This window comes from Pseudomonas sp. Marseille-Q1929, from assembly GCF_017316265.1.
Lineage (GTDB): Bacteria > Pseudomonadota > Gammaproteobacteria > Pseudomonadales > Pseudomonadaceae > Aquipseudomonas.
The window spans coordinates 261,152-283,222 of sequence record NZ_JAFLWU010000003.1 but is presented as its reverse complement, the minus strand read 5'-3'; the positions used below and the strand labels follow the sequence as shown (position 1 = coordinate 283,222).

General features: G+C 60.8%; 22 protein-coding genes. 11 read left to right on the top strand and 11 right to left on the bottom strand.

Annotation, left to right across the window (positions count from 1 at the left end; all coding sequences use genetic code 11):
• The first annotated feature begins 153 nt into the window (after nt 1–153).
• Nucleotides 154–1,014 carry a MurR/RpiR family transcriptional regulator gene (locus J1G37_RS07225; protein ID WP_207040811.1) on the top strand — a complete coding sequence of 287 codons (861 nt, stop codon included), beginning with the start codon at nt 154–156 and terminating at the stop codon, nt 1,012–1,014.
• A 131-nt stretch (nt 1,015–1,145) separates the two neighbouring features.
• Here J1G37_RS07225 and J1G37_RS07220 read toward each other — a convergent pair whose 3' ends face one another.
• The 10 genes from J1G37_RS07220 to J1G37_RS07175 form a co-directional block, all read right to left on the bottom strand.
• A complete protein-coding gene (locus J1G37_RS07220) occupies nt 1,146–1,991 on the bottom strand; it encodes a D-hexose-6-phosphate mutarotase (protein WP_207040726.1) in 846 nt (281 codons plus the stop codon).
• 103 nt (nt 1,992–2,094) lie between these two features.
• Complete coding sequence (locus tag J1G37_RS07215) at nt 2,095–3,441, bottom strand: carbohydrate porin (RefSeq protein WP_207040724.1); 1,347 nt, start codon at nt 3,439–3,441, stop codon at nt 2,095–2,097.
• A gap of 85 nt (nt 3,442–3,526) precedes the next feature.
• A complete protein-coding gene (gene ugpC, locus J1G37_RS07210) occupies nt 3,527–4,687 on the bottom strand; it encodes a sn-glycerol-3-phosphate ABC transporter ATP-binding protein UgpC (RefSeq protein ID WP_207040722.1) in 1,161 nt (386 codons plus the stop codon).
• A 2-nt stretch (nt 4,688–4,689) separates the two neighbouring features.
• The gene (locus J1G37_RS07205) at nt 4,690–5,535 is read right to left on the bottom strand and encodes a carbohydrate ABC transporter permease (RefSeq protein WP_124524882.1); all 846 of its coding nucleotides are present in this window, start codon (nt 5,533–5,535) and stop codon (nt 4,690–4,692) included.
• Nucleotides 5,528–6,436 carry a sugar ABC transporter permease gene (locus J1G37_RS07200; protein ID WP_026136944.1) on the bottom strand — a complete coding sequence of 303 codons (909 nt, stop codon included), beginning with the start codon at nt 6,434–6,436 and terminating at the stop codon, nt 5,528–5,530. Before J1G37_RS07200 ends, J1G37_RS07205 begins: the two co-directional genes overlap by 8 nt.
• Nucleotides 6,437–6,517: 81 nt before the next feature.
• Entirely contained in the window at nt 6,518–7,804 is a 1,287-nt protein-coding gene (locus J1G37_RS07195; protein ID WP_207040720.1) for an ABC transporter substrate-binding protein, read from the bottom strand.
• Nucleotides 7,805–7,908: 104 nt separating this feature from the next.
• A complete protein-coding gene (locus J1G37_RS07190) occupies nt 7,909–9,168 on the bottom strand; it encodes an AGE family epimerase/isomerase (protein ID WP_207040718.1) in 1,260 nt (419 codons plus the stop codon).
• Nucleotides 9,169–9,409: 241 nt separating this feature from the next.
• Nucleotides 9,410–10,255: an ATPase gene (locus J1G37_RS07185; RefSeq protein ID WP_207040716.1), complete on the bottom strand. Its 846-nt coding sequence runs from the start codon at nt 10,253–10,255 to the stop codon at nt 9,410–9,412.
• A gap of 114 nt (nt 10,256–10,369) precedes the next feature.
• Nucleotides 10,370–11,368, bottom strand: coding sequence for an NAD-dependent epimerase/dehydratase family protein (locus tag J1G37_RS07180; RefSeq protein WP_207040714.1), 999 nt, complete (start codon nt 11,366–11,368; stop codon nt 10,370–10,372).
• Between the two features lie 52 nt (nt 11,369–11,420).
• Nucleotides 11,421–12,314 carry a LysR family transcriptional regulator ArgP gene (locus tag J1G37_RS07175; protein WP_207040712.1) on the bottom strand — a complete coding sequence of 298 codons (894 nt, stop codon included), beginning with the start codon at nt 12,312–12,314 and terminating at the stop codon, nt 11,421–11,423.
• A 98-nt stretch (nt 12,315–12,412) separates the two neighbouring features.
• Here J1G37_RS07175 and J1G37_RS07170 point away from each other — a divergent pair, with 98 nt between their 5' ends.
• The 7 genes from J1G37_RS07170 to J1G37_RS07140 all read left to right on the top strand — a co-directional run bounded on the left by J1G37_RS07170 (nt 12,413) and on the right by J1G37_RS07140 (nt 19,993).
• Nucleotides 12,413–12,814, top strand: coding sequence for an ACT domain-containing protein (locus J1G37_RS07170; RefSeq protein ID WP_207040710.1), 402 nt, complete (start codon nt 12,413–12,415; stop codon nt 12,812–12,814).
• Between the two features lie 5 nt (nt 12,815–12,819).
• The gene (locus J1G37_RS07165; RefSeq protein WP_207040708.1) at nt 12,820–13,419 is read left to right on the top strand and encodes a LysE/ArgO family amino acid transporter; all 600 of its coding nucleotides are present in this window, start codon (nt 12,820–12,822) and stop codon (nt 13,417–13,419) included.
• 178 nt (nt 13,420–13,597) lie between these two features.
• A complete protein-coding gene (locus J1G37_RS07160) occupies nt 13,598–14,194 on the top strand; it encodes a Fe-Mn family superoxide dismutase (protein ID WP_016975406.1) in 597 nt (198 codons plus the stop codon).
• Nucleotides 14,195–14,346: 152 nt separating this feature from the next.
• Nucleotides 14,347–14,529, top strand: coding sequence for a hypothetical protein (locus tag J1G37_RS07155; protein WP_207040707.1), 183 nt, complete (start codon nt 14,347–14,349; stop codon nt 14,527–14,529).
• Between the two features lie 225 nt (nt 14,530–14,754).
• Nucleotides 14,755–16,806: a GGDEF domain-containing phosphodiesterase gene (locus J1G37_RS07150; protein ID WP_207040704.1), complete on the top strand. Its 2,052-nt coding sequence runs from the start codon at nt 14,755–14,757 to the stop codon at nt 16,804–16,806.
• A 127-nt stretch (nt 16,807–16,933) separates the two neighbouring features.
• Nucleotides 16,934–18,277 carry an imelysin family protein gene (locus tag J1G37_RS07145; RefSeq protein WP_207040703.1) on the top strand — a complete coding sequence of 448 codons (1,344 nt, stop codon included), beginning with the start codon at nt 16,934–16,936 and terminating at the stop codon, nt 18,275–18,277.
• Between the two features lie 261 nt (nt 18,278–18,538).
• On the top strand, nt 18,539–19,993 hold the full coding sequence (locus tag J1G37_RS07140) for a TrkH family potassium uptake protein (protein ID WP_017737972.1): 1,455 nt from the start codon (nt 18,539–18,541) through the stop codon (nt 19,991–19,993).
• Here J1G37_RS07140 and J1G37_RS07135 read toward each other — a convergent pair.
• Nucleotides 19,950–21,008, bottom strand: a complete 1,059-nt coding sequence (locus J1G37_RS07135; RefSeq protein ID WP_207040701.1) for an AraC family transcriptional regulator — start codon at nt 21,006–21,008, stop codon at nt 19,950–19,952. The genes J1G37_RS07140 and J1G37_RS07135 overlap by 44 nt on opposite strands.
• Before the next feature lie 163 nt (nt 21,009–21,171).
• Here J1G37_RS07135 and J1G37_RS07130 point away from each other — a divergent pair, with 163 nt between their 5' ends.
• From J1G37_RS07130 to J1G37_RS07125, 3 genes are all read left to right on the top strand, one after another.
• Complete coding sequence (locus J1G37_RS07130) at nt 21,172–21,483, top strand: DUF962 domain-containing protein (RefSeq protein WP_207040699.1); 312 nt, start codon at nt 21,172–21,174, stop codon at nt 21,481–21,483.
• Between the two features lie 160 nt (nt 21,484–21,643).
• Nucleotides 21,644–21,772 (top strand): hypothetical protein, encoded by a 129-nt coding sequence (locus J1G37_RS29130; protein WP_256659200.1) that lies wholly within the window; start codon nt 21,644–21,646, stop codon nt 21,770–21,772.
• Nucleotides 21,773–21,846: 74 nt separating this feature from the next.
• Nucleotides 21,847–22,017 (top strand): hypothetical protein, encoded by a 171-nt coding sequence (locus J1G37_RS07125; RefSeq protein ID WP_207040697.1) that lies wholly within the window; start codon nt 21,847–21,849, stop codon nt 22,015–22,017.
• The last annotated feature ends 54 nt before the right edge of the window (nt 22,018–22,071 follow it).

Below are 22,071 nucleotides of genomic sequence, written 5' to 3'. Positions count from 1 at the left end.
GTAGTAATAAACACAACATTTTCCCGAAATACGCATTCCGAGTGGTGGTGTTCAGCTACCCTCAGTAGGATAGGCCACCGCAAAAGACCACTGGTCGATTGGTTGCCACCCTTTATTTGCATCGTCGCCCGAAGGAAAGACTGAATGGACCGCGTGCGAAATCTTCTGGAACAGATCCGGAACCGCCTCGAAGAATTGAACAAGGCCGAGAAAAAAGTCGCCGAGGTCATCCTGCTCAACCCACAGCAGGCGACCCGCTTCTCTATCGCTGCCCTCGCCCAAGCCGCCTCGGTCAGTGAACCGACCGTCAACCGCTTCTGCCGCTCGTTCGGCGTCAGCGGCTACCCTGAACTGAAACTGCAACTGGCGCAAAGCCTGGCCAGTGGTGCGGCGTATGTCAGCCGCGCCGTGGAAGCCGATGATAACCCTGAGGCCTACACGCAGAAGATCTTTGGCAGCGCCATCGCCTCCCTGGACAGCGCTTGCCAGGCGCTGGACCCTGCCTTGATCAGCAAGGCCGTGGACCTGTTGATCCAGGCGCGACAGATCCACTTCTTTGGCCTTGGCGCTTCAGCGCCGGTGGCCATGGATGCGCTGCACAAGTTCTTCCGCTTCAACCTGTCGGTCACCGCCCACGCGGACGTGCTGATGCAGCGCATGATCGCGTCGGTGGCGCATACGGGCGAGTTATTCGTGATTATTTCCTACACCGGGCGTACCCGCGAGTTGGTGGAAGTGGCGCGTATCGCCCGTAGCAACGGCGCCTCGGTGCTGGGCGTGACTGCCGAGAACTCACCGCTGGCCAAGGCCAGCACGGTGAGCCTGAATATTCCGTTGCCGGAAGATACCGACATCTACATGCCGATGACCTCGCGGATCATTCAGTTGACGGTGCTGGATGTGCTGGCGACGGGCATGACCTTGCGCCGTGGCGTGGATTTCCAGCCGCATCTGCGCAAGATCAAAGAGAGCTTGAACGACAGCCGGTATCCGGTTGGAGATGAGTTCAACTAGGCTGAGATCTCTACCGGCAGCACTGGCCTCATCGCGGGCAAGCCCGCTCCCACAGTTGACCGAGTTCCAACATAAGAATGCGGTCGAATGTGGGAGCGGGCTTGCCCGCGATGGGGCCAGCAGCCACCCCGCTAAACCCCAGCGCGCGCCTGCAAGCTCAAATGCGCCCGCTCCCCCGGCGCCAAACTGGCCGCGGCCATCGCCGACTCCACACACACAAACCCCGACGCCTCGTTGAAGCTCACCCCCAACAGCGGCCGGCTGCCCGGATGCCATACCACCGTGTCGGCACTGTCGCCGGTATCGATGCACAGTTCGCGCTGCCAGGCATGGTCCTTGAGCTGCAATTCCCCATCATGCTGGAACACCCGCTGGCAGCCACCGTCCACTCGCAACTCACCTTCCTGCTGGCAAGCCTGGCGGCTGAGCTGGTCATAGCCTTGCGCGCCGTCGAGCCCAGACAGCGCTATCTCATCAACATGACCAATACGCCAGTAAGCATGCAAAGCATGGCTCAATTGGCACGGCAGCTCATCCTGATGCTCGGTGCTCAGACGCAGTTCCAGGGTTTCGCCCAAGTGCGCGTGCAGGTCCACCTGCCAGTCGCACAGCTGCAGTTGCCAGTGCAGGCGCACGCCGTCGTCGTCGGTGCTGCTGTCGAGCAGTTTCCAGTCGATCAAGCGCGCCCAACCATGGGACGGCCACGCGTTCTCGCTGGGGTGACGGCCATACCACGGCCAGCACACCGGCACGCCGCCCCGGATGGCGCCGACTTGCGGCCACTTGGCCGCGCACCACAGCCAGGGTTTTTGCCCCGTGGGTTGAAAGTGCAACAGTTGCGCGCCCTGGCGACTGAACACCGCCTGGCACAGCGGGTGGTCGATCACCAATACGTCGCGCATCTGGAAGCGCTCCCAGGCGAACACTGGCTGTTCACGCAGGGATTTGAAAAAGCGTTGCAGCGGTTGCTCATGCATTTGCCACAGTCCTGAATATCTTCACAGTGCTGCGCAAAAAAAAGCGGATAGCCATGGCTACCCGCAAAATGCGCACAGAGAGAAGGAGCTTATCGCAACAGCGTTAGAACGTAGACTGAATTTTCAGGCCAGCCACCAACGCGTTGTCGACTTTATCCACGCCGCCAGGTTGCACGACGTATTGCAGGTTGGGACGCACGGTCAGCCAGTTGGTGACGTGGAAACCGTAGTTGATTTCGAAGTTGTACTCGGTCTCGCGGATCGGCGTGTACAGCACGTCGTCGTAGTTGCTCACACCTTTGGCATCGTTGATCAGCTGGGCGTTTTTCTTCACGTCATTGTTCACATGCAGACGTGCCGCGCCGATGCCGACGTCATCTTTTGGACGCGCGTCGAATGGGCCTTTGTACACCAGCATCAGCGACTGGTAGTTGTCGACGGTGTTGGTTTCCTTGTCGTGGAACGTGGCGTTGGCCGCGATGTTCAGACCACGGGAAGCGTCGCCGTTATGGGTGGTGAGTTGCTGCTGCGCCACGAACCAGTAGCCCGATTTGCTGCTGTGGGTACGGTAGGCTTGGCCAGTGGTCGCTGCATCACCGCCGTTGACGTCTTCACGAACGTCGGTAGCGTCGGCCGCACTCTTGTAGTAACCCACACGGTATTCGCCCGGCAGGTTGTTGACCTTCGGCGACCAGACCAATTCCACCGGGATCACGGTGCCCTTGGTGCCGCTGCCGCTGAGCTTGAAGCCGTTGCCGTGCTCCAGTTGCGATGGGTTCTGGTTGTAGGCACCGATTTGCGCATACAGCTCAGGGGTGATGTGGTACTTCACGCGGATCGCCGCCTGGCTGACGGGCCAGTTGTACCAGGTGTTTACATAGTTACCGACCTGGGAACCGCAGAACGACAGGTTCTGGAAGTCGCACGGGAAGGTGTTGAAGTCTTCGCCTTCACCGAAGTAACCGAGTTTCACGTCGAGCTTGTTGTCGAACATCTGGTGCTGGATCCAGAACTGGGTCAGACGCACCATATGGCCACGACCATAGACTTCCATCGACGAACTCAGCGTGCCGGCACGCGGGTCGCCGATGCGGTCGTTGGAGATGTTCTGGCCATTACGGTTGGTCAACTGGATCTTGGCCTGGGTGTTGTCCCAGCCCCACAGTTTTTCCAGGTCCAGGGCTACACCCAGGCCGAACTGGTCGGCGTAGCGACCGGTCTTGTCGTTGTTGTAGCCGCCGTGGGCGTTGTAGCCCATTTCGCCTACGTAGTCAGCCTTGATATCGATACCTTGCTCGATCAGCTTGGTACGCTCGCCGCCCCAATCGCCGGTCATCCACTTGGAATCGGCGCTGAATGCTTCGTCCGCCATCGCATTGGCGGACAAAACCAGGGCTGCTGCCGCTGACAGTTGGCAGATCAGCCGGGTAGTGTTGTGTTGCTTTTTCATCCCTACATCCTCGTCTTTATTGTTATTAAACTGTTTTTATCTAACGCGGTTTACTTTTTTTATCTAAAACAACAACTTATCTACTTCAGCGGCCTTTGAATTGGGCCACATTGTCGGCATGCCCCTGTGCAGGCGATGAAGAAGCAGTGCCCAGACGCTCGCCGGTATTGGCGTCGAACAGCAAAACCTTGGATGGATCGAATTGCAGGGTCAGGGTCTCGCCCACCTGCGGTGCCACATCGGGCGCCAGGCGGCAGCAGACCTTGGTGTCATTGAGTTGCACGAACACCAGGGTGTCCGGGCCAGTCGGCTCGGTGACTTGCACTTCGGCGCGAATGCTCGACGCACTGTCGCCCTCGCCCGCCGCCAACATGATCTGCTCCGGGCGCAGGCCGAGGATCACGTCGCGGTCTTCAAGGCCGGCATCGGTCACGTTCAGCGCCAGTTCACAACGGGCCTGGCCGCTGTCGAGCACGGCCACCAGGCGAGCGTCCTTGCGCTGCAGGCGCAGGGGCACGAAGTTCATCGGCGGCGAGCCGATAAAGCTCGCCACGAACTGGTTGGCCGGGTTGTTGTAGATGTCTTTCGGCGTGCCGAACTGCTGGATGATGCCATCCTTCATCACCGCCACTTTGTCGCCCAGGGTCATCGCTTCGATCTGGTCGTGGGTGACGTAGACGGTGGTGGTTTTCAGGCGCTGGTGCATCAGTTTCATTTCGGTGCGCATCTCGACGCGCAGCTTGGCGTCAAGGTTGGACAGCGGCTCATCGAACAGGTAGATCTTTGGCCGGCGTGCCAGGGCGCGGCCCATGGCCACACGTTGTTGCTGACCACCGGACAGTTGGCCCGGCTTGCGGTTGAGCAGGTGTTCGATCTGCAACAGCTTGGCCACGCGTGCCACTTCGGCGTCAATGTCGGCTTGGGGCATCTTGCGGATCTTCAGGCCGAACTCGATGTTTTCGCGCACGCTCATGGTCGGGTACAGCGCGTAGGACTGGAACACCATGGCGATGTCACGATCCTTGGGGCTCATGCCGCTGACGTCCTGGTCGCCAATCATGATCGCGCCGCCGGTGATGGTTTCCAGGCCGGCGATGCAGTTCATCAGCGTGGATTTGCCACACCCCGAAGGGCCGACCAGGATCAGGAATTCGCCTTCCTTGATCGACAGCTCGATGTTCTTCAAGGTGTCGGGCAGGCCAGGGCCATAGGTCTTGTTTACATTGCGAAGTTCAAGCGTAGCCATGATTACCCCTTGACCGCGCCGGCCGTGAGGCCGCGCACGAAATACTTGCCTGCGATCACATAGACCAGCAGGGTCGGCAGGCCGGCGATCATCGCCGCTGCCATATCCACGTTATATTCCTTGGCCCCGGTGCTGGTGTTGACCAGGTTGTTCAGCGCCACCGTGATGGGCTGCGAGTCGCCACTGGAAAACACCACGCCGAACAGGAAGTCGTTCCAGATCTGGGTAAATTGCCAGATCAGGCAGACCATGATGATCGGGGTGGACATCGGCAGGATGATTCGACGAAAGATGGTGAAAAATCCTGCGCCATCCAGGCGTGCGGCCTTCACCAGCGCATCCGGAATGCTTACGTAGTAGTTACGGAAGAACAGCGTGGTAAACGCCAGGCCGTAGACCACATGGATAAACACCAGGCCGGTGGTGGTGCTGGCCAGGCCCATCTTGCCCAGGGTGAACGACGCCGGCAGCAGCACGGTCTGGAACGGCAGGAAGCAGCCGAACAACAGCAGGCCGAAGAACAACTGCGAACCTTTGAAGCGCCAGAACGACAGCACATAACCGTTCAACGCGCCGATGGCGGTGGAGATCAGTACGGCTGGAACGGTGATCTTGATCGAGTTCCAGAAGTAACCGTCTACGGTGGCCCAGGCCTTGACCCAGCCGATGCCGGTGACCACGGTCGGCCAGCTCAGCAGGTTGCCGTTGCTGATGTCGTCGGGGGTCTTGAAACTGGTGAGCAGCATCACCACCAGCGGCACCAGGTACAGCAGCACGGCGAGGATCAGCACCGCGTAGATCGCGACGCGACTCAGGCTGATGGCAGGTTTGGAGGCGAGACTAGTCATTACGTTTGGTCCTCAGCTCGGAGTAGAGGTAAGGCACGATGATCGCGAGGATCGCACCGAGCATCAGGATGGCACTGGCCGAACCCATGCCCATCTGGCCACGACTGAAGGTGAACGAGTACATGAACATCGCCGGCAGGTCGGACGAATAGCCCGGGCCACCGGCGGTCATCGCCGCCACCAGGTCGAAGCTCTTGATCGCAATATGCGCGAGGATCATCACCGCACTGAAGAACACCGGGCGCAGGCTAGGCAGCACCACGCTCCAGTAGATGCGCGGCAGGCTTGCGCCGTCGATCTGCGCGGCACGGATGATCGATTGATCAACGCCACGCAGGCCAGCGAGGAACATCGCCATGATAAAACCCGAGGCTTGCCACACAGCCGCGATCACCAGGCAGTAGACCACGCGATCCGGGTCGATCAGCCAGTCGAGACGGAAGCCTTCCCAGCCCCAGTCCCGCAGGAGTTTATCCAGGCCCATGCCCGGGTTGAGCAGCCATTTCCAGGCCGTACCGGTGACGATCATCGACAGCGCCATCGGGTACAGGTAAATGGTGCGGATAAAACCTTCGCGGCGGATACGCTGGTCGAGGAACACCGCCAGCAGCACACCGATCACCAGGGTGATGCCAATGAACATGCCGCCAAACAGCGCCAGGTTCTTGCTCGCCACCCACCAGCGGTCGTTGTCGAACAGCCGCTCGTATTGCGCCAGGCCCGCCCACTTGTAGCTGGGCAGGAAGGTGGAGGTGGTGAACGACAACACAAACGTCCACAGGATGTAGCCGTAGAAGCCCACCAACACGATGAACATGCTCGGCGCCAGCACCAATTTCGGTAGCCAGCGCTGCAGTGCATCGAACGGCGAGGCTTTGCTGAACACAGCAACAGAACTCATGGGGAAATCCAATACAGGGAAAAAGGACTACAGGAACAAGCCTTGAGGGGGGCCAGGGAGTTCCCCCCTCAAGGTCAACCGTTACTTGGCAGACTTGATCGCAGCACCCAGTTTCTTGGCGGTGTCGGCCGGGTCGGCTTTCGGGTCGTTGAGGAAGTTGGTCACGACATCAAAGAACGCACCTTGCACCGCCAGGTTGGTGGCCATGTTGTGCGCCATGCTTGGTTGCAGGCCGCCAGTCTTGGCGTCGGCCAGGAAGTCCTTGGCGGCAGTCTGGGCGCAAGAGTCGAAGCCGAGCTTGTCCATTTCGTGGAGCATGTCGTTGCGAACCGGGATCGAACCCTTGTTGATGCTGAACACCTTCTGGAAGTTTTCACCCAGCACGACTTTGGCAATGTCCTGCTGGCCGGCAGCAGTGCCTTGGTCTTTCTGCTTGAACACCGCCAGGGAGTCGATGTTGTAGGTGAACGCCTTGTCAGTACCCGGGAACGCTACGCACTCGTAGTCCTTGCCCGCGACTTTCTTGGCGGCGGTCCACTCGGACTTGGCCCAGTCACCCATGATCTGCATGCCGGCCTTGCCGTTGATGACTTTGCCTGCTTCGAGGTTCCAGTCCTGGCCTTTGCCGTCAACGTCCATGTAGGTCGCGACTTTCTTCAATTCGGTGAGGGACTTGACCATTTCCGGGCCGGTCAGCGCGGCGTTGTCCAGGTCCACCAGGGCTTTCTTGTAGCCATCGGCACCCATTACCGAGAGGACGACGGCTTCAAATACGGTGCTGTCCTGCCAAGGCTGGCCACCGTGGGCGAGCGCGATGAAGCCCGCAGCTTTCAGCTTGTCGCCGGCTGCGTAGAATTCTTCGAGGGTGGTTGGGTTCTTGGTGATACCGGCTTTCTTGAAGACTTCCGGGTTGATCCACAGCCAGTTCACGCGGTGGATGTTGACCGGTACGGCGACGTAGTCACCTTGGTACTTCACGGTATCGGAGACTTTCTTGTCGAGCAGGGAATCCCACTTTTCGTCCTTGGACACTTGCTTCAGGACGTTGCTGTCGAGCAGGCCGGTGGACGCCCATTCCTGGATGTCGGGGCCTTTGATCTGGGCAACGCCGGGCGGGTTGCCAGCGACTGCGCGGCTTTTCAGCACGGTCATGGCCGTGGCGCCACCACCACCGGCGACGGCGCCGTCTTTCCAGGTAAAACCGTCACTTTCAACTTGGGCCTTCAGGACATCTACTGCCGCCTTCTCACCGCCTGAGGTCCACCAATGCACCACTTCGACCGTGCCTTTGGAGCCGGCGGCAAATGCAGTGAGGGGAAACAACGAGGCAATGGAAATAGCGACGGCGAGGCGATTAATCGCGTTCATCTGAGTACCTTTTTTTGTTGTTATGCATGCAAGTCTAGAGCTTGCGCTGCACGGAGTTTAAACATGGATTTTTGCGGCGCAGGTAACAAAGGGACGTACAAATGTCACCAGCTGGTGACATATCGCCCATCCCCAATGGCACTGGCCATGCTGGGTGCCAAGGGTAGCGCAGGCAGCACGACCGCTTGCCAGGCATGGTACAGGTCCGGCTTGCCGCCCCAGATGGTGCTGCTGGGTTGGTTGTGCGGGTTGAGTTCGTGGTGCCAGCTGCCGTGGATTCGGTCAATGAAATGGATTTCGCAAAACTCCCAGAAGCGCCGGTACCAGGTTTCGTAGTGCAACTCACCGGTACGTTTGAGCAAGGCCTGGGCGGCGGCGCTGGCTTCGGCGTGGGTCCAGTGCAGGCGCTCACGCACCACCGGGCGGTGGTTCCAATCGAGGGTGTAGACAATGCCGGGGGCGCCATCGACGGCCCAGGCGTATTCGCAGGCGCTGGCGAACAGGCCCTTGGCGTCGGTCAACAGCCAGTCCGGCGTGGCCAGCCCGGCTTGCTGGCGCGCGGCTTCCAGGTGCAACACCAGCCGCGCCCACTCAAAACCGTGGCCGGGGGTGATGCCGTAGGGGCGGAAGCCGTCGGCGGGGTTGTCTTGGTTGTAGTCGAGTTGGGGTTGCCAGTGCGCGTCGAAATGCTCAATCACCATGAATTGGTTGGCGGCTGCGTGGGTGTGGATCACCCGCTCGACGATCCGCAGCGCGCGGTCCAGCCAACGCGTTTCACCGGTCACATCGGCCAGGGCGAGGAACGCTTCGGTGGCGTGCATGTTGCTGTTGGCGCCGCGATAGGCTTCGACCCCGCTCCAGTCCTGGGCGAAGGATTCGAGCATCACGCCCTCATCGATGCTCCAGAAGAATTGGTCGATGATATGGACAGCGTCGTTCAATAGATTTTGTGCACCGGGCGCGCCCGCCACCACGGCAGAACTGGCGGCCAGGGCGACAAAGGCGTGCAGATAGGCCGCCTTGCCACGGTTGCCATCGCGGGCGTGGGGCGTGGCGAACCAACCGCCGTGTGCTGCATCCTTCAGCGGGCCACTAAGGGCCGCGACACCGTGGGCTACCAAGTCGGCGTAACCCGGCAACCCCAGGGCGTGGGCCATGGCGAAGCTGTGGGTCATGCGGGCGGTGTTCATGGTTTCGCCGTGGGCATCGGCGGGCAGTTGGCCGTTGTCGTCCAGGTTGCCGAAACCGTCGGGCAGGCGCGAAGCCTTGGCGAATGCCAGCAGGCGCTGGCCTTCGGCCGCCAGCCAGACGTGATGGGCAGGCGCGTTCAGCCAACTGCTGGCAGGCAGAGGTTGGGTGGTCATGGGTGGCCCTTATTATTGTTTGTGGGATGACCGGAGTCTAAACAAGGGGGCCTGGGGGGCAAGTAACGAAGGGGATGGGAAATGTCACCAGGCAGTGACACTTCTTCAACTCTCGGCCTCGATACAACTGTGGGAGCTGGCTTGCCTGCGATAGCGGTCTATCAGTATCCAATGTGTTGACTGACCCACCACCATCGCAGGCAAGCCAGCTCCCACAGGTTGAGCACCTCCTGGCAGGCGATCACTGGCTCAGCGGTATGACCTTCGCCGGTTCACTGAGCCGTTGATGCAGGTTCTGTACCTGGCTCTGCAAGGTGGTGATGTTGCGGGTGGTCTGGATGCGGAACACATCGAACTCTTTATTGGTCGGCGCATCGCTGTTGACCGGCTGGTTGTCCTGGGCACTCTTGAGCACCAGCAGGTCTTGCTCTAGACGCGCGATGGCCGCACTGGGGTTGCCTTGTTTCTTCAGCGCGGCCACATCGGCCACCAGTTCCTTGAACTCGGTATCGCGCTTGGCCGCATCACCTTGCGCGGCTTTCAGGGTGGCCACGGCATCGGTCAGGGCCTGGACCTGGCCTTGCAGCTTGTTGTTGGCACTCGACAGCTCGGTGGTGCTGGCGCTCATTTGCGCCAGGCGCTTGTCCAGCTCGGTGGCCTGGCCGGCCACGCCAACCTGTTGCTTGCCCTGTTCGAGCAACTGGGTTTCCAGCTGGCGGATCTGCAACTTCAGCGCTTCGCTGCCGTTGTTCACACTGGCTTCACTGGCGACGACCTTGCCGGAAATATCCTGCAGGCGCCCTGCGGCTTCTTCGCTGATGCGCGCAAAACTTTCCTGGGTCGCGACCAGTTGCTGGCCCATCAGGGAAATCTGCTGGAAGCTCCACCAGGCAAGGCCGGCAAAGGCGATCAGCAACGCGCCGATCAAGGCCCACAATGGCCCGGTGCTGGCGCTCTTGACCTTGACCACCGGCGTGCTGCGCGAGCGCACCGACGTGGCGGGGGTCGGTTCGAAATCGTCGTCATCCCCCAGGTCGGCCCGCAGGCTGGGAACGTTGTCGAAATCGTCTTTGGCATCGTTACGCATGAATCAACCCTGAATCGGTGAGGTGGCGAGCGCCGGGAGTATAAACCGCTGTCCTGTTGCACTGATCGACCCGGAACCACGAATTCGGTTCCCGATGTATTGCCTGTTGTGACCTTACTTCAGCCCCGGATCCTGGGCCTTCCACCAGCTGCAAAACTCGTCGAGGGCGGTCCATAGGCTGACCTTGGGCTCGTAGTCCAGATAATGCCTGGCACGGCTGATATCGAGGGTGAAATCTTTGTTCATCACCTGCATGCCCAAACGCGACAGCGCCGGTTCCGGGCGCCCCGGCCACATCGCGCAGAACGCTTCGTTGAGCGCCGCGACGCTGTAGGACAAACCGTAGGACCGGTAACGTTTCACCTGCGGCAATTCCATCTGGCGCATCACGTAGTTCACCACATCCCACACCGGCACCGGGGTGCCGTTGCTGATGTTATAGGCCTTGCCCAACGCCGAGCCGGTGGCGAGCAAACTGCTGAGCAACGCTTCGTTGAGGTTGTGCACACTGGTGAAATCGACTTTGTTCAAGCCGTCGCCCACGATGGCCAGGCGGTTCTTGCGCTGCATGTTCAGCAGGCGCGGGAAGATGCTCATGTCGCCGGCGCCAGTCACAAAGCGCGGGCGCAGGGCCAGCACTTCAAGGCCGAATTCCTGGGCGCCGAACACCTTTTGCTCAGCCAGGTATTTGGTCGCGGCATACGGATGCTTGAAGCGCTTGGGCACTTGTTCTTCGGTCAGGCCCAGGTGATCGCGGCCATCAAAATAGATCGACGGCGACGACAGGTGGACCAAGCGCCCGACACGCTGTTTAAGGCAGGCCTCGACGACATTCTCGGTCACCAGCACGTTGCCTTGGTGAAAGTCCTGATACTTGCCCCACAGCCCGACGGCGCCGGCGCAATGCACCACGGCTTCAACGTCGCGGCACAGGTCACGCACCAGGTCGGCATCATTCAAATCACCCTGGATAAACTCGGCGCCGCGCCGGACCAGGTGTTCCACACCTTCGGCACGCCGCCCGTTGACCCGTACGTCCAGGCCTTGCTCCAGGGCGAAACGCGCAAAGCGCCCGCCAATGAAGCCGCTTGCGCCGGTGACCAGAATTTTCATGTATTACTCCGTGCTCTTTCGTTTTTCATCGCTGTTGCCTTGACGCGCGCCATCACTCCAACGGCACCAACCATTGGCCACACGCCTGGGCCAGATGGTCGGTCAACAAGCCCAACAATTGCCCGCCACTGCGCCAATGATGCCAGTACAGCGGCACATCGATGGGCTTATCTGGCAACAACTCCACCAACACGCCCTTTTCCAACTGGTCGCGCACCTGCAATTCCGGCACCAGGCCCCAACCGAGCCCGGCCTCGGTGAGGCGGATAAAACCTTCGGACGACGGGCATAAATGGTGTTCAAAACCGCCGTCCACGCCGAGCGACGCCAAGTAACGATGTTGCAGGAAATCATCCGGGCCAAACACCAACGCCGGCGTGCGCGCCAGTTGGTCGGCGCGTACACCCTCGGGAAAGTGCCGGGCGATAAAGGCCGGGCTGGCCAGTGCACGATAACGCATGGCGCCGAGCAACAAGCTGCGGGCCCCGGCCACCGGACGTTCACTGGCGCAGATACACGCCGCCACTTCGCCGGCGCGCATGCGCTTGAGGCCAACGGTCTGGTCTTCCACCACCAGGTCCAGCAACAGGTGTTGCTCGGCACAAAATACGCTGACGGCCTCGGCCCACCAAGTGGCGAGGCTGTCGGCATTCAGGGCGATGCGCAGGCGTTCGGGCATGCCCTCTGCGTCCAACGCCGGCACCTGGCTTTGCAGGTCGCGCTCCAGCAGGCGCACCTGCTGCACATGGTTGAGCAGGCGTCGGCCGATGTCGGTGGGCGTCGGCGGCGTGGCGCGTACCAGCACCGGTTGGCCAATGCGCGCCTCCAGCAATTTGATGCGCTGGGAGATCGCCGATTGCGACACCCCGAGCACCTGGGCGCCGCGCTCGAAGCCGGCCTGTTCCACCACCGCCGCCAGGGCGGAAAGCAATTTATAGTCGAACATCAGTTTCTCTAATGAGCGATCAGCAATATTGGTTTTTCTTATACAGCTTAAGCCGTGAAAATGACCAGCATTGCTTCTCTCTATTCAAGGAACTTCACATGGCTGGCGAAACCGCCCTGGCAACCCTGCTACGCAGCATGAGCCCGCAGCTGAATGACGGCGATTATGTGTTCTGCACCCTGCCCGACCAGCGCATTCCGGCGGGTTGCGAGGTGATCGGCAGCTTTCGCGAGAGGGAAGGCCTGACGCTCATCCTCGAGCGCCAGCAGGCGGAACAGGCAGGCCTGGCCTTCGACTACGTCGCCGCGTGGATCACCCTGAACGTGCATTCGGCCCTGGAAGCCGTGGGCCTCACCGCCGCGTTCGCCAGCGCGCTGGGCCAGGCCGGCATCAGTTGCAATGTGATTGCCGGTTATTACCACGATCACCTGTTCGTTGGCCGCGCTGATGCTGAGCGCGCGATGCAGGTGTTACGGCAACTGGCGGCGGACGCGGAGTAAATCCTATGTGGCAAAGCTACGTAAATGGCCTGTTGGTGGCCCTCGGCTTGATCATGGCCATCGGCACCCAGAACGCGTTTGTCCTGGCGCAAAGCCTGCGCCGTGAGCACCACTTGCCCGTCGCGGCGTTGTGCGTAGTGTGCGATGCATTACTGGTGGCTGCAGGGGTTTTCGGCCTGGCGACGGTGTTGGCACAAAACCCGCTGCTGCTGGCCATTGCCCGCTGGGGTGGCGCGGCGTTCCTGTTGTGGTACGGCACCCTGGCGCTGCGCCGAGCGTTTTCCAGCCAAAGCCTGGCGCAAGGCGGCAACCTCAAGGCGCGTTCGTTGCGCGCGGTCATGCTCAGTGCCCTCGCAGTGACGCTGCTCAATCCCCATGTGTATCTGGACACGGTGTTGCTGATCGGCTCACTCGGCGCACAGCAAACCGAACCCGGCGCCTATGTGGCCGGGGCGGCCAGTGCGTCGTTCCTGTGGTTCGCCACCTTGGCCCTCGGCGCGGCATGGCTGGCACCGTGGCTGGCGCGGCCGGCCACCTGGCGCCTGCTGGACCTGTTGGTGGCGGTGATGATGTTCAGCGTGGCCTATCAATTGATCGCCGCGTAGGGAATATTCCAAAACGCTCTGGAACCTCTATCCCACACAGTTGTTGCGTGGTTTTGCCGCACCCCCGGTGCTATGATCCTGCCCCTGCGCCGCAAAGAGTACAAACTCCCCGGCGCTTGTTTGGCCGCCCGTGATCGGCCTTGCGCTCACCGCAACTGACCTGATTAGGAGAATCATCATGGCTTTCGAATTGCCGCCGCTGCCCTACGCACACGATGCCCTGCAGCCGCACATTTCCAAGGAAACCTTGGAATTCCACCACGACAAGCACCACAACACCTACGTCGTGAACCTGAACAACCTGGTGCCTGGCACCGAGTTCGAAGGCAAGACCCTGGAAGAGATCGTCAAGTCTTCTTCGGGCGGCATCTTCAACAACGCCGCTCAGGTCTGGAACCACACTTTCTACTGGAACTGCCTGGCGCCAAACGCCGGCGGCCAACCAACCGGCGCCCTGGCTGAAGCCATCAACGCTGCGTTCGGTTCGTTCGACAAGTTCAAGGAAGAGTTCACCAAGACGTCCGTCGGCACCTTCGGTTCCGGTTGGGGCTGGCTGGTGAAAAAGGCTGACGGTTCCCTGGCCCTGGCCAGCACCATCGGCGCCGGCAACCCGCTGACCAATGGCGATACCCCGCTGCTGACCTGCGACGTCTGGGAACACGCTTACTACATCGACTACCGCAACGTGCGTCCAAAGTATGTGGAAGCGTTCTGGAACCTGGTCAACTGGAAGTTCGTGGCTGAGCAGTTCGAAGGCAAGACCTTCACTGCCTAAGCAACGCTTGCAGTAGAAAGAGCCCGGCGATTGCCGGGTTTTTTTTGCGCGTAATTTCACACAACGAACGAAGAATCGTGGAACTCACTCTGGAAACATCTCCACTCAGTCGCGGGAGGAATAGACCTCTCAATCAAATGTGGAGAATCACTATGGATCCTATTTCGATGGCGGCAGGTGCAATACCCATGGTTTCGGGCCTTCTTGATAAAGGCATGGACCTGGCAAAGGGTGCCATGGACATGGCAGGACAACTGTTGGACAAGATGCCTGACGCCGGACAAAAAGCAGGCGATACCGGGGAGCAGTCACAAGCTCAGATCACTTACGAATAACTCCGGACGCCTCACCCAGGAAGGCCGGCCCGCCCGGTCTTCTAACCAACCAGGTCTTAGCGCCTTGCCCCCCTCTGACACGCACCGCCCCTTCTTGATGCCTCCCAGGCACCTCGCGCCAAAACTCAATTGCGCCTGAACTCCAATGTCCCTTTGACTGCCATCACGAGATTGCCAATACTCATGGCATATTGAGGCTACCCGCATGGAACAAGGAATAACCCTTTGAAGCTGGAACTCAAAAACAGCTTGTCGGTGAAGTTGCTACGGGTCGTGCTGCTGTCGGCATTGGTCGTGGGTGTGGCGCTCAGCGTGGCGCAGATCGTGTTTGACGCCTATAAGACGCGCCAGGCCGTGGCCAGCGACGCCCAGCGCATCCTCGACATGTTCCGCGACCCCTCGACCCAAGCCGTCTACAGCCTTGACCGCGAGATGGGCATGCAGGTCATCGAGGGCCTGTTCCAGGATGACGCCGTGCGCATGGCGTCCATCGGCCATCCCAACGAAACCATGCTCGCCGAAAAAAGCCGCGCCTTGCAGCAATCCCCCAGCCGCTGGTTGACCGACCTGATTCTGGGCCAGGAACGCACCTTCACCACGGCATTGGTGGGCAAAGGCCCCTACAGCGAGTATTACGGCGACCTGAGCATCACCCTCGACACGGCCACCTACGGCAAGGGTTTTATTGTCAGCTCGGTGATCATCTTTATCTCCGGGGTGCTGCGCGCCTTGGCCATGGGCCTGGTGTTGTACCTGGTCTACCACTGGCTGCTGACCAAGCCGTTGTCGCGGATTATCGAACACCTGACGTCGATCAACCCGGACCGCCCCAGCGAACACAAGATCCCCCAGCTCAAGGGCCATGAGCGCAATGAATTGGGACTGTGGATCAACACCGCCAACCAGTTGCTCGAATCCATCGAGCGCAACACCCACCTGCGCCACGAAGCCGAGAGCAGCCTGCGGCGCATGGCGCAGTACGACTTCCTGACCGGTTTGCCCAATCGCCAGAAGTTGCAGGAGCAACTGGACAAGATCCTCATCGACGCCGGCCGCCGGCAGCGCCGCGTGGCGGTATTGTGTGTGGGCCTGGACGACTTCAAAAGCGTCAACGAGCAGTTCACCTACCAGGCTGGCGACCAACTGCTGCTGGCCTTGGCCGACCGCCTGCGCGCCCACAGTGGCCGCCTCGGCGCCCTGGCCCGCTTGGGGGGCGACCAGTTCGCCCTGGTGCAGGCCGACATCGACCAGCCGTACGAAGCCGCCGAGCTGGCGCAAAGCATCCTTGATGACCTGGAGGCCGAGTTCGCCCTCGACCACGAGCAGATCCGCCTGCGCGCCACCATCGGCATCACCTTGTTTCCGGAAGACGGCGACAGCACCGAGAAGCTGCTGCAAAAAGCCGAACAGACCATGACCCTGGCCAAGAGCCGCTCGCGCAATCGCTACCAGTTCTATATCGCCAGCGTGGACAGCGAAATGCGCCGCCGCCGCGAACTGGAAAAAGACCTGCGCGACGCCTTGAGCCGCGACCAGTTTCACCTGGTGTACCAGCCGCAGATCAGCTATCGCGAGCATCGTGTGGTGGGCGTCGAAGCGTTGATCCGCTGGCAGCACCCGGAGCACGGCCTGGTGCCGCCCGACCTGTTCATCCCACTGGCCGAACAGAACGGCACCATCATTGCGATTGGCGAATGGGTGCTGGACCAGGCCTGCCGGCAGTTGCGCGAATGGCATGACCAGGGTTTCACCGAGTTGCGCATGGCGGTCAACCTGTCCACCGTGCAATTGCACCACACCGAGTTGCCGCGGGTGGTCAACAACCTGATGCAGATCTACCGCCTGCCGCCGCGCAGCCTGGAGCTGGAAGTCACCGAAACCGGCCTGATGGAAGACATCAGCACCGCCGCCCAACACTTGCTGAGCCTGCGCCGCTCCGGCGCGCTGATCGCCATCGACGACTTCGGCACCGGCTATTCCTCCCTCAGCTACCTGAAAAGCCTGCCGCTGGACAAGATCAAGATCGACAAGAGCTTCGTCCAGGACCTGTTGGATGACGACGACGATGCCACCATCGTGCGGGCCATCATCCAGTTGGGCAAAAGCCTGGGCATGCAGGTGATCGCCGAGGGCGTGGAAACCGCCGAGCAGGAAGCGTACATCATCTCCGAGGGCTGCCACGAGGGGCAGGGTTATCACTACAGCAAACCGCTGCCGGCCCGGGAGTTGGCGGCTTTTTTGAAACAGTCCGAGCGCAATAACGCCGCGATTCTTTGAACCGGGAAAACGATACTGAATATTTCCCGCGTTTAAGCCTTTACACAAAATGCAAATCTTTCGCATTATGTCGCAGTTTTGCGCTCACCCCGCGCGCCCTATCAACAACCGAAGCAGGATGTTCGCCATGATTCGTATGCCCCTGGCCACCGCCAGTCTGCTGGCCATTGCCATTTCTCTCGCCGGTTGCGGCGAAGGTAAAGACAAGGCCGCCGCGCCACAGGCGCCGACCCCGGCTGCCAGCACTACCGCTCCAGCGGCTGCCACCCCTGCCGGCCAGGTTGACGAAGCCGCCGCCAAGGCGGTGGTCGCGCATTACGCTGACATGGTGTTCGCGGTCTACAGCGACGCCGAATCCACCGCAAAAACCCTGCAAACCGCAATCGACGCGTTCCTCGCCAAGCCCAGCGACGAAACCCTGAAAGCCGCCCGCGCCGCCTGGGTTGCCGCCCGCGTGCCGTACCTGCAGAGCGAAGTGTTCCGCTTCGGCAACACCATCATCGACGACTGGGAAGGCCAGGTGAACGCATGGCCACTGGACGAAGGCCTGATCGACTACGTCGACAAGTCCTACGAACACGCCCTGGGCAACCCGGGCGCCACCGCCAACATCATCGCCAACACCGAGATCCAGGTCGGCGAAGACAAAGTCGATGTGAAGGAAATCACCCCGGAAAAACTCGCCAGCCTCAATGAGCTGGGCGGTTCCGAAGCCAACGTCGCCACCGGCTACCACGCCATCGAGTTCCTGCTGTGGGGCCAAGACCTCAACGGCACCGGCCCTGGCGCCGGCAACCGTCCAGCGTCGGACTACCTGACCGGTGACGGCGCTACTGGCGGCCACAACGAGCGTCGCCGCGCCTACCTGAACGCCGTGACTCAGCTGCTGGTCAGCGACCTGGAAGAAATGGTCGGCAACTGGAAGCCAAACGTCGCCGACAACTACCGCGCCACCCTGGAAGCAGAACCTGCCACCGACGGCCTGCGCAAAATGCTGTTCGGCATGGGCAGCCTGTCCCTCGGCGAGCTGGCCGGTGAGCGCATGAAGGTTTCCCTGGAAGCCAACTCGCCAGAAGACGAGCAGGACTGCTTCAGCGACAACACCCACAACTCGCACTTCTACGACGCCAAGGGCATCCGCAACGTCTACCTGGGCGAGTACACCCGCACCGACGGCACCCAGCTGACCGGCGCCAGCCTGTCGTCCCTGGTGGCCAAGGCCGATCCGGCTGCCGACAGCGCATTGAAGGCTGACCTGGCAGCGACCGAAGCGAAGATCCAGGTCATGGTTGATCACGCTGGCAAAGGTGAGCACTACGACCAATTGATCGCCGCCGGCAACGATGCCGGCAACCAGATCGTACGCGACGCCATCGCCGCCCTGGTCAAGCAGACCGGTTCGATCGAAGCCGCTGCGGGCAAGCTGGGCATCAGCGACTTGAACCCGGATAGCGCTGATCACGAGTTCTGATCAATGCCGCGTTGAATGAGGCGACCTTCGGGTCGCCTTTTTTATGCCTGCCTTCCACACTCGGTCAAACACCACAAAACCCATGTGGGAGCGGGCTTGCTCGCGAATGCGGTGGGTCATTCAGCACATCTGCCACTGACAGTCCGCTTTCGCGAGCAAGCCCGCTCCCACATTTTGATCGGCGTTGCGCCCAAGCCCCGGTTTACATGCCCTGCACCGCAGGTAGAATGGCGCCTCTGCCCAATCACCCGAGCTCACTTCATGGCGTTGCCGACCCTACGCATCATCGGTTTCATCATCGGCATCTTCCTGATCACCCTCGCGATCGCCATGGTCGTGCCCATGGCCACCCTGGTGATCTTCGAACGCACCCAAGACCTGCCGTCGTTCCTGTGGGCCAGCATGATCACCTTTCTCGCCGGCCTGGCCCTGGTCATTCCCGGGCGCCCGGAACACGTGCACCTGCGGCCACGGGACATGTACCTGCTGACCGTCACCAGCTGGGTGGTGGTGTGCATCTTTGCCGCGCTGCCGTTCCTGCTGACCCAGCACATCAGTTACACCGATTCGTTTTTTGAAAGCATGTCCGGCATCACCGCCACCGGTTCCACCGTATTGAGCGGGCTGGACAGCATGTCCCCGGGCATCCTGATGTGGCGTTCGCTGCTGCACTGGCTGGGGGGCATCGGCTTTATCGGTATGGCGGTGGCGATCCTGCCGCTGCTGCGCATCGGTGGCATGCGCCTGTTCCAGACCGAATCCTCCGACCGCTCGGAAAAGGTCATGCCGCGCTCGCACATGGTGGCACGGCTGATCGTGGCGGCGTACGTGGGCATCACCATCCTTGGCAGCCTGGCATTCTGGTGGGCCGGGATGGGTTTGTTCGATGCGATCAACCACGCGATGTCGGCGATTTCCACCGGCGGTTTTTCCACCTCCGATGAATCCCTGGCCCACTGGAAACAGCCGGCGGTGCATTGGGTCGCCGTGGTGGTGATGATCCTCGGCAGCTTGCCGTTCACCCTCTATGTGGCGACGTTGCGCGGCAACCGCAAGGCATTGATCAAGGACCAGCAAGTGCAGGGTTTGCTCGGCTTGCTGCTGGTGACCTGGCTGGTGCTCGGCACCTGGTACTGGTGGACCACCAACCTGCATTGGCTGGACGCCCTGCGCCACGTGGCGCTGAACGTGACCTCGGTGGTCACCACCACCGGTTTCGCATTGGGGGACTACAGCCTGTGGGGCAACTTCTCACTGATGCTGTTTTTCTACCTGGGCTTTATCGGCGGTTGCTCGGGCTCCACGGCGGGCGGGATCAAGATCTTCCGCTTCCAGGTCGCCTACATCCTGCTCAAGGCCAACTTGAACCAACTGATTCACCCCCGCGCGGTGATCAAGCAGAAGTACAACGGCCACCGTCTCGACGAAGAAATCGTGCGGTCGATCCTGACCTTCTCGTTTTTCTTCGCCATCACCATCTGCGCCATCGCCCTGGCCCTGTCGCTGCTCGGCCTGGACTGGATGACCGCGCTGACCGGCGCCGCCAGCACCGTGTCCGGCGTCGGCCCGGGCCTGGGGGAAACCATCGGCCCGGCCGGCAACTTCGCCAGCCTGCCGGACGCCGCCAAGTGGATCCTGTCCCTCGGCATGCTGCTGGGCCGACTGGAGATCATTACAGTGTTTGTGCTGTGTATTCCGGCGTTTTGGCGCCACTGATCGCCGTCGCTTCCAGCAACCGCGCCCGGTATTCGCCGGGCGTGGCATCGAACCAGCGGCGAAACGCGCGGAAGAAGTTGCTCGGGTCGGCAAACCCCAACAGGTAGGCAATTTCCAGCAAGGTCATGCTCGGCTGCGCCAGGTATTGCTCGGCCAGTTCGCGACGGGTGTCGTCAAGCAACGTCTGGAAACTGGTGCCCTCCTCCTGCAAACGCCGCTGCAAGGTGCGCTGGGACAGGTGCAGGGTCTGGGCCACCACTTCACGCTTGGGCTCGCCCTGGGGCAACAGGCGGCACAGCACCTGCCGCGCCTTGTGGGTCACGCGGCTTTCCGAGAAACGTGCCAGGTATTCTCCGGCAAACCGATCATGCAACAGCGCCATGGCTTCGTTGGCGGTGGGCAGCGGCGCATCCATATCGGCGCGCTCGAAAATCAGCGCGTCGTACGGCGCGTTGAACTCCAGCGGGGCATGGAACGCTTGTTTATAGGGCGCCAGATCTTCGGGCTGATCGCCTTGCAACAGCACCTTCCGGGGTTGCAGGGTGCGTCCGGTGAGCCAGCCGCACAGGGCCAAGGCGCTGGCCAGCGAGGCTTCGGCACTTTGCCGGGTCGGTGGGAGATGATCGCCATGCACCGTCAGAATCAGCGCATAGCCTTCGGGTAACAGGCGGAAACTCAGGTCGGCGCTTTCAGCAATGATCCGCTGGTAACGCACCAGGCGCATAAAGCCTTCGGCCAGCGTGTTGCTGGACATCAGCGCATACCCCGCCACATGAAACGACGCGGGGCGCACCACTTTGCCCATGTTCAAGCCAATCGCCGGGTTGCCCGACAGCTCCACCGCCCGCTGCCACAGGCGGGTCATGGAGTCTTGCGGGAAACGCGCATCGGGATCGTTGAGGGCGCTGTAGTCCAGGCCCAGCTGCTTGAACAGCGCTCGGCAATCCAGGCCGTCCATCTCCAGTGCCTTGACTATCCCCATCGCCCAGCTTGCAGAAGTTGTTCGTTCGCTCATGGCGTCTTCTTAATGTAAGCAGGCTTAAAACGGCAGCCAGGAATGCCAAGGATACTAAAGTGGCATCTATTGTCACTGGCTGTTACCACTGATCACTCTAGACTCAAATAAGCTCCCCGCCGAACATCTGTTGGGCGGCACAACAATCAAAGGGCCGGCCACCGTGGAAAACGTCAAGCAATTCAATAGCTTTGCTGAGTTCTACCCCTATTACCTGAAAGAGCATGGCAACAGCACCTGCCGCCGCTTGCACTTTATCGGCACCACGCTGGTCATCGGCATCCTGGCCTACGCCATTGGTCGTGGTTCGCTGGTCTTGCTGCTGGCCATTCCGATAGCCGGCTACAGCTTTGCCTGGATCGGCCACTTCTTCTTCGAAAGGAACCGTCCGGCGACGTTTAAGCACCCGTTCTACAGCTTATTAGGAGATTTCGTGATGTATCGCGACATGATCCTCGGCAAGGTGCCGTTCTAGGCCTGTGACCTCATGTCACTTGCGTTAAAGAATGAAAGTTCCGACATCCGCCGACATAAAATTCTTTTTGTCATTTGCAGTGCTGTATCCTGCCAAGGCTTTTTGAGAGCGCGGAATCACCTGCGATTGAAAAAAACAGACCTTGCGAGGAGCGACGACGATGCACGAGATACCTAATCTCCCCTTCCCAAGCCTGCACGAAACTGAGCAGCCAACACCGCAGCAGGCCGGCGACAAGCAGCCTGAGGCCAAAGAAGCCAAACCAGTCGACAGCGAAAGCCAGGACTGACGCCGTACCAGACCGTGTGGAAAGCGCAGCTTTGAGCGCTTTCCACACTGCCTGAATAGACCCGGATACCCCACATGACCGACACCCCAGACACCGCCGTGCTCGACGCTGCCTTGCAGATGGTCGACGTATGGAACCGCCTCAGCGCGGACAAACAAGCCCTGCTGCTCAAGCGCTTCGGCACCCAGGAAAACGCCTTGGCCGCCCTGGTTACCACCCAACTGCTCGCCCCCACCCAACCCTGACGTCTTTTTGATCTGACGTTTTTGCGATTTACCGCCCTGCGCGCGCCCAACCAC

Excerpts from the sequence above, each read along its gene's own strand:
- J1G37_RS07170 (WP_207040710.1), top strand. The coding sequence starts at position 12,413 with ATGGCTGGCGAAACCGCCCTGGCAACCCTGCTACGCAGCATGAGCCCG.
- J1G37_RS07215 (WP_207040724.1), bottom strand. The coding sequence starts at position 3,441 with ATGAAAAAGCAACACAACACTACCCGGCTGATCTGCCAACTGTCAGCG.
- J1G37_RS07135 (WP_207040701.1), bottom strand. The coding sequence starts at position 21,008 with ATGAGCGAACGAACAACTTCTGCAAGCTGGGCGATGGGGATAGTCAAG.
- J1G37_RS07180 (WP_207040714.1), bottom strand. The coding sequence starts at position 11,368 with ATGAAAATTCTGGTCACCGGCGCAAGCGGCTTCATTGGCGGGCGCTTT.
- J1G37_RS07145 (WP_207040703.1), top strand. The coding sequence starts at position 16,934 with ATGATTCGTATGCCCCTGGCCACCGCCAGTCTGCTGGCCATTGCCATT.
- J1G37_RS07140 (WP_017737972.1), top strand. The coding sequence starts at position 18,539 with ATGGCGTTGCCGACCCTACGCATCATCGGTTTCATCATCGGCATCTTC.
- J1G37_RS29130 (WP_256659200.1), top strand. The coding sequence starts at position 21,644 with ATGCACGAGATACCTAATCTCCCCTTCCCAAGCCTGCACGAAACTGAG.
- J1G37_RS07190 (WP_207040718.1), bottom strand. The coding sequence starts at position 9,168 with ATGACCACCCAACCTCTGCCTGCCAGCAGTTGGCTGAACGCGCCTGCC.
- J1G37_RS07125 (WP_207040697.1), top strand. The coding sequence starts at position 21,847 with ATGACCGACACCCCAGACACCGCCGTGCTCGACGCTGCCTTGCAGATG.
- J1G37_RS07155 (WP_207040707.1), top strand. The coding sequence starts at position 14,347 with ATGGATCCTATTTCGATGGCGGCAGGTGCAATACCCATGGTTTCGGGC.
- J1G37_RS07220 (WP_207040726.1), bottom strand. The coding sequence starts at position 1,991 with ATGCATGAGCAACCGCTGCAACGCTTTTTCAAATCCCTGCGTGAACAG.
- J1G37_RS07160 (WP_016975406.1), top strand. The coding sequence starts at position 13,598 with ATGGCTTTCGAATTGCCGCCGCTGCCCTACGCACACGATGCCCTGCAG.
- J1G37_RS07165 (WP_207040708.1), top strand. The coding sequence starts at position 12,820 with ATGTGGCAAAGCTACGTAAATGGCCTGTTGGTGGCCCTCGGCTTGATC.
- J1G37_RS07205 (WP_124524882.1), bottom strand. The coding sequence starts at position 5,535 with ATGACTAGTCTCGCCTCCAAACCTGCCATCAGCCTGAGTCGCGTCGCG.
- J1G37_RS07200 (WP_026136944.1), bottom strand. The coding sequence starts at position 6,436 with ATGAGTTCTGTTGCTGTGTTCAGCAAAGCCTCGCCGTTCGATGCACTG.
- J1G37_RS07175 (WP_207040712.1), bottom strand. The coding sequence starts at position 12,314 with ATGTTCGACTATAAATTGCTTTCCGCCCTGGCGGCGGTGGTGGAACAG.
- J1G37_RS07195 (WP_207040720.1), bottom strand. The coding sequence starts at position 7,804 with ATGAACGCGATTAATCGCCTCGCCGTCGCTATTTCCATTGCCTCGTTG.
- J1G37_RS07185 (WP_207040716.1), bottom strand. The coding sequence starts at position 10,255 with ATGCGTAACGATGCCAAAGACGATTTCGACAACGTTCCCAGCCTGCGG.
- ugpC (WP_207040722.1), bottom strand. The coding sequence starts at position 4,687 with ATGGCTACGCTTGAACTTCGCAATGTAAACAAGACCTATGGCCCTGGC.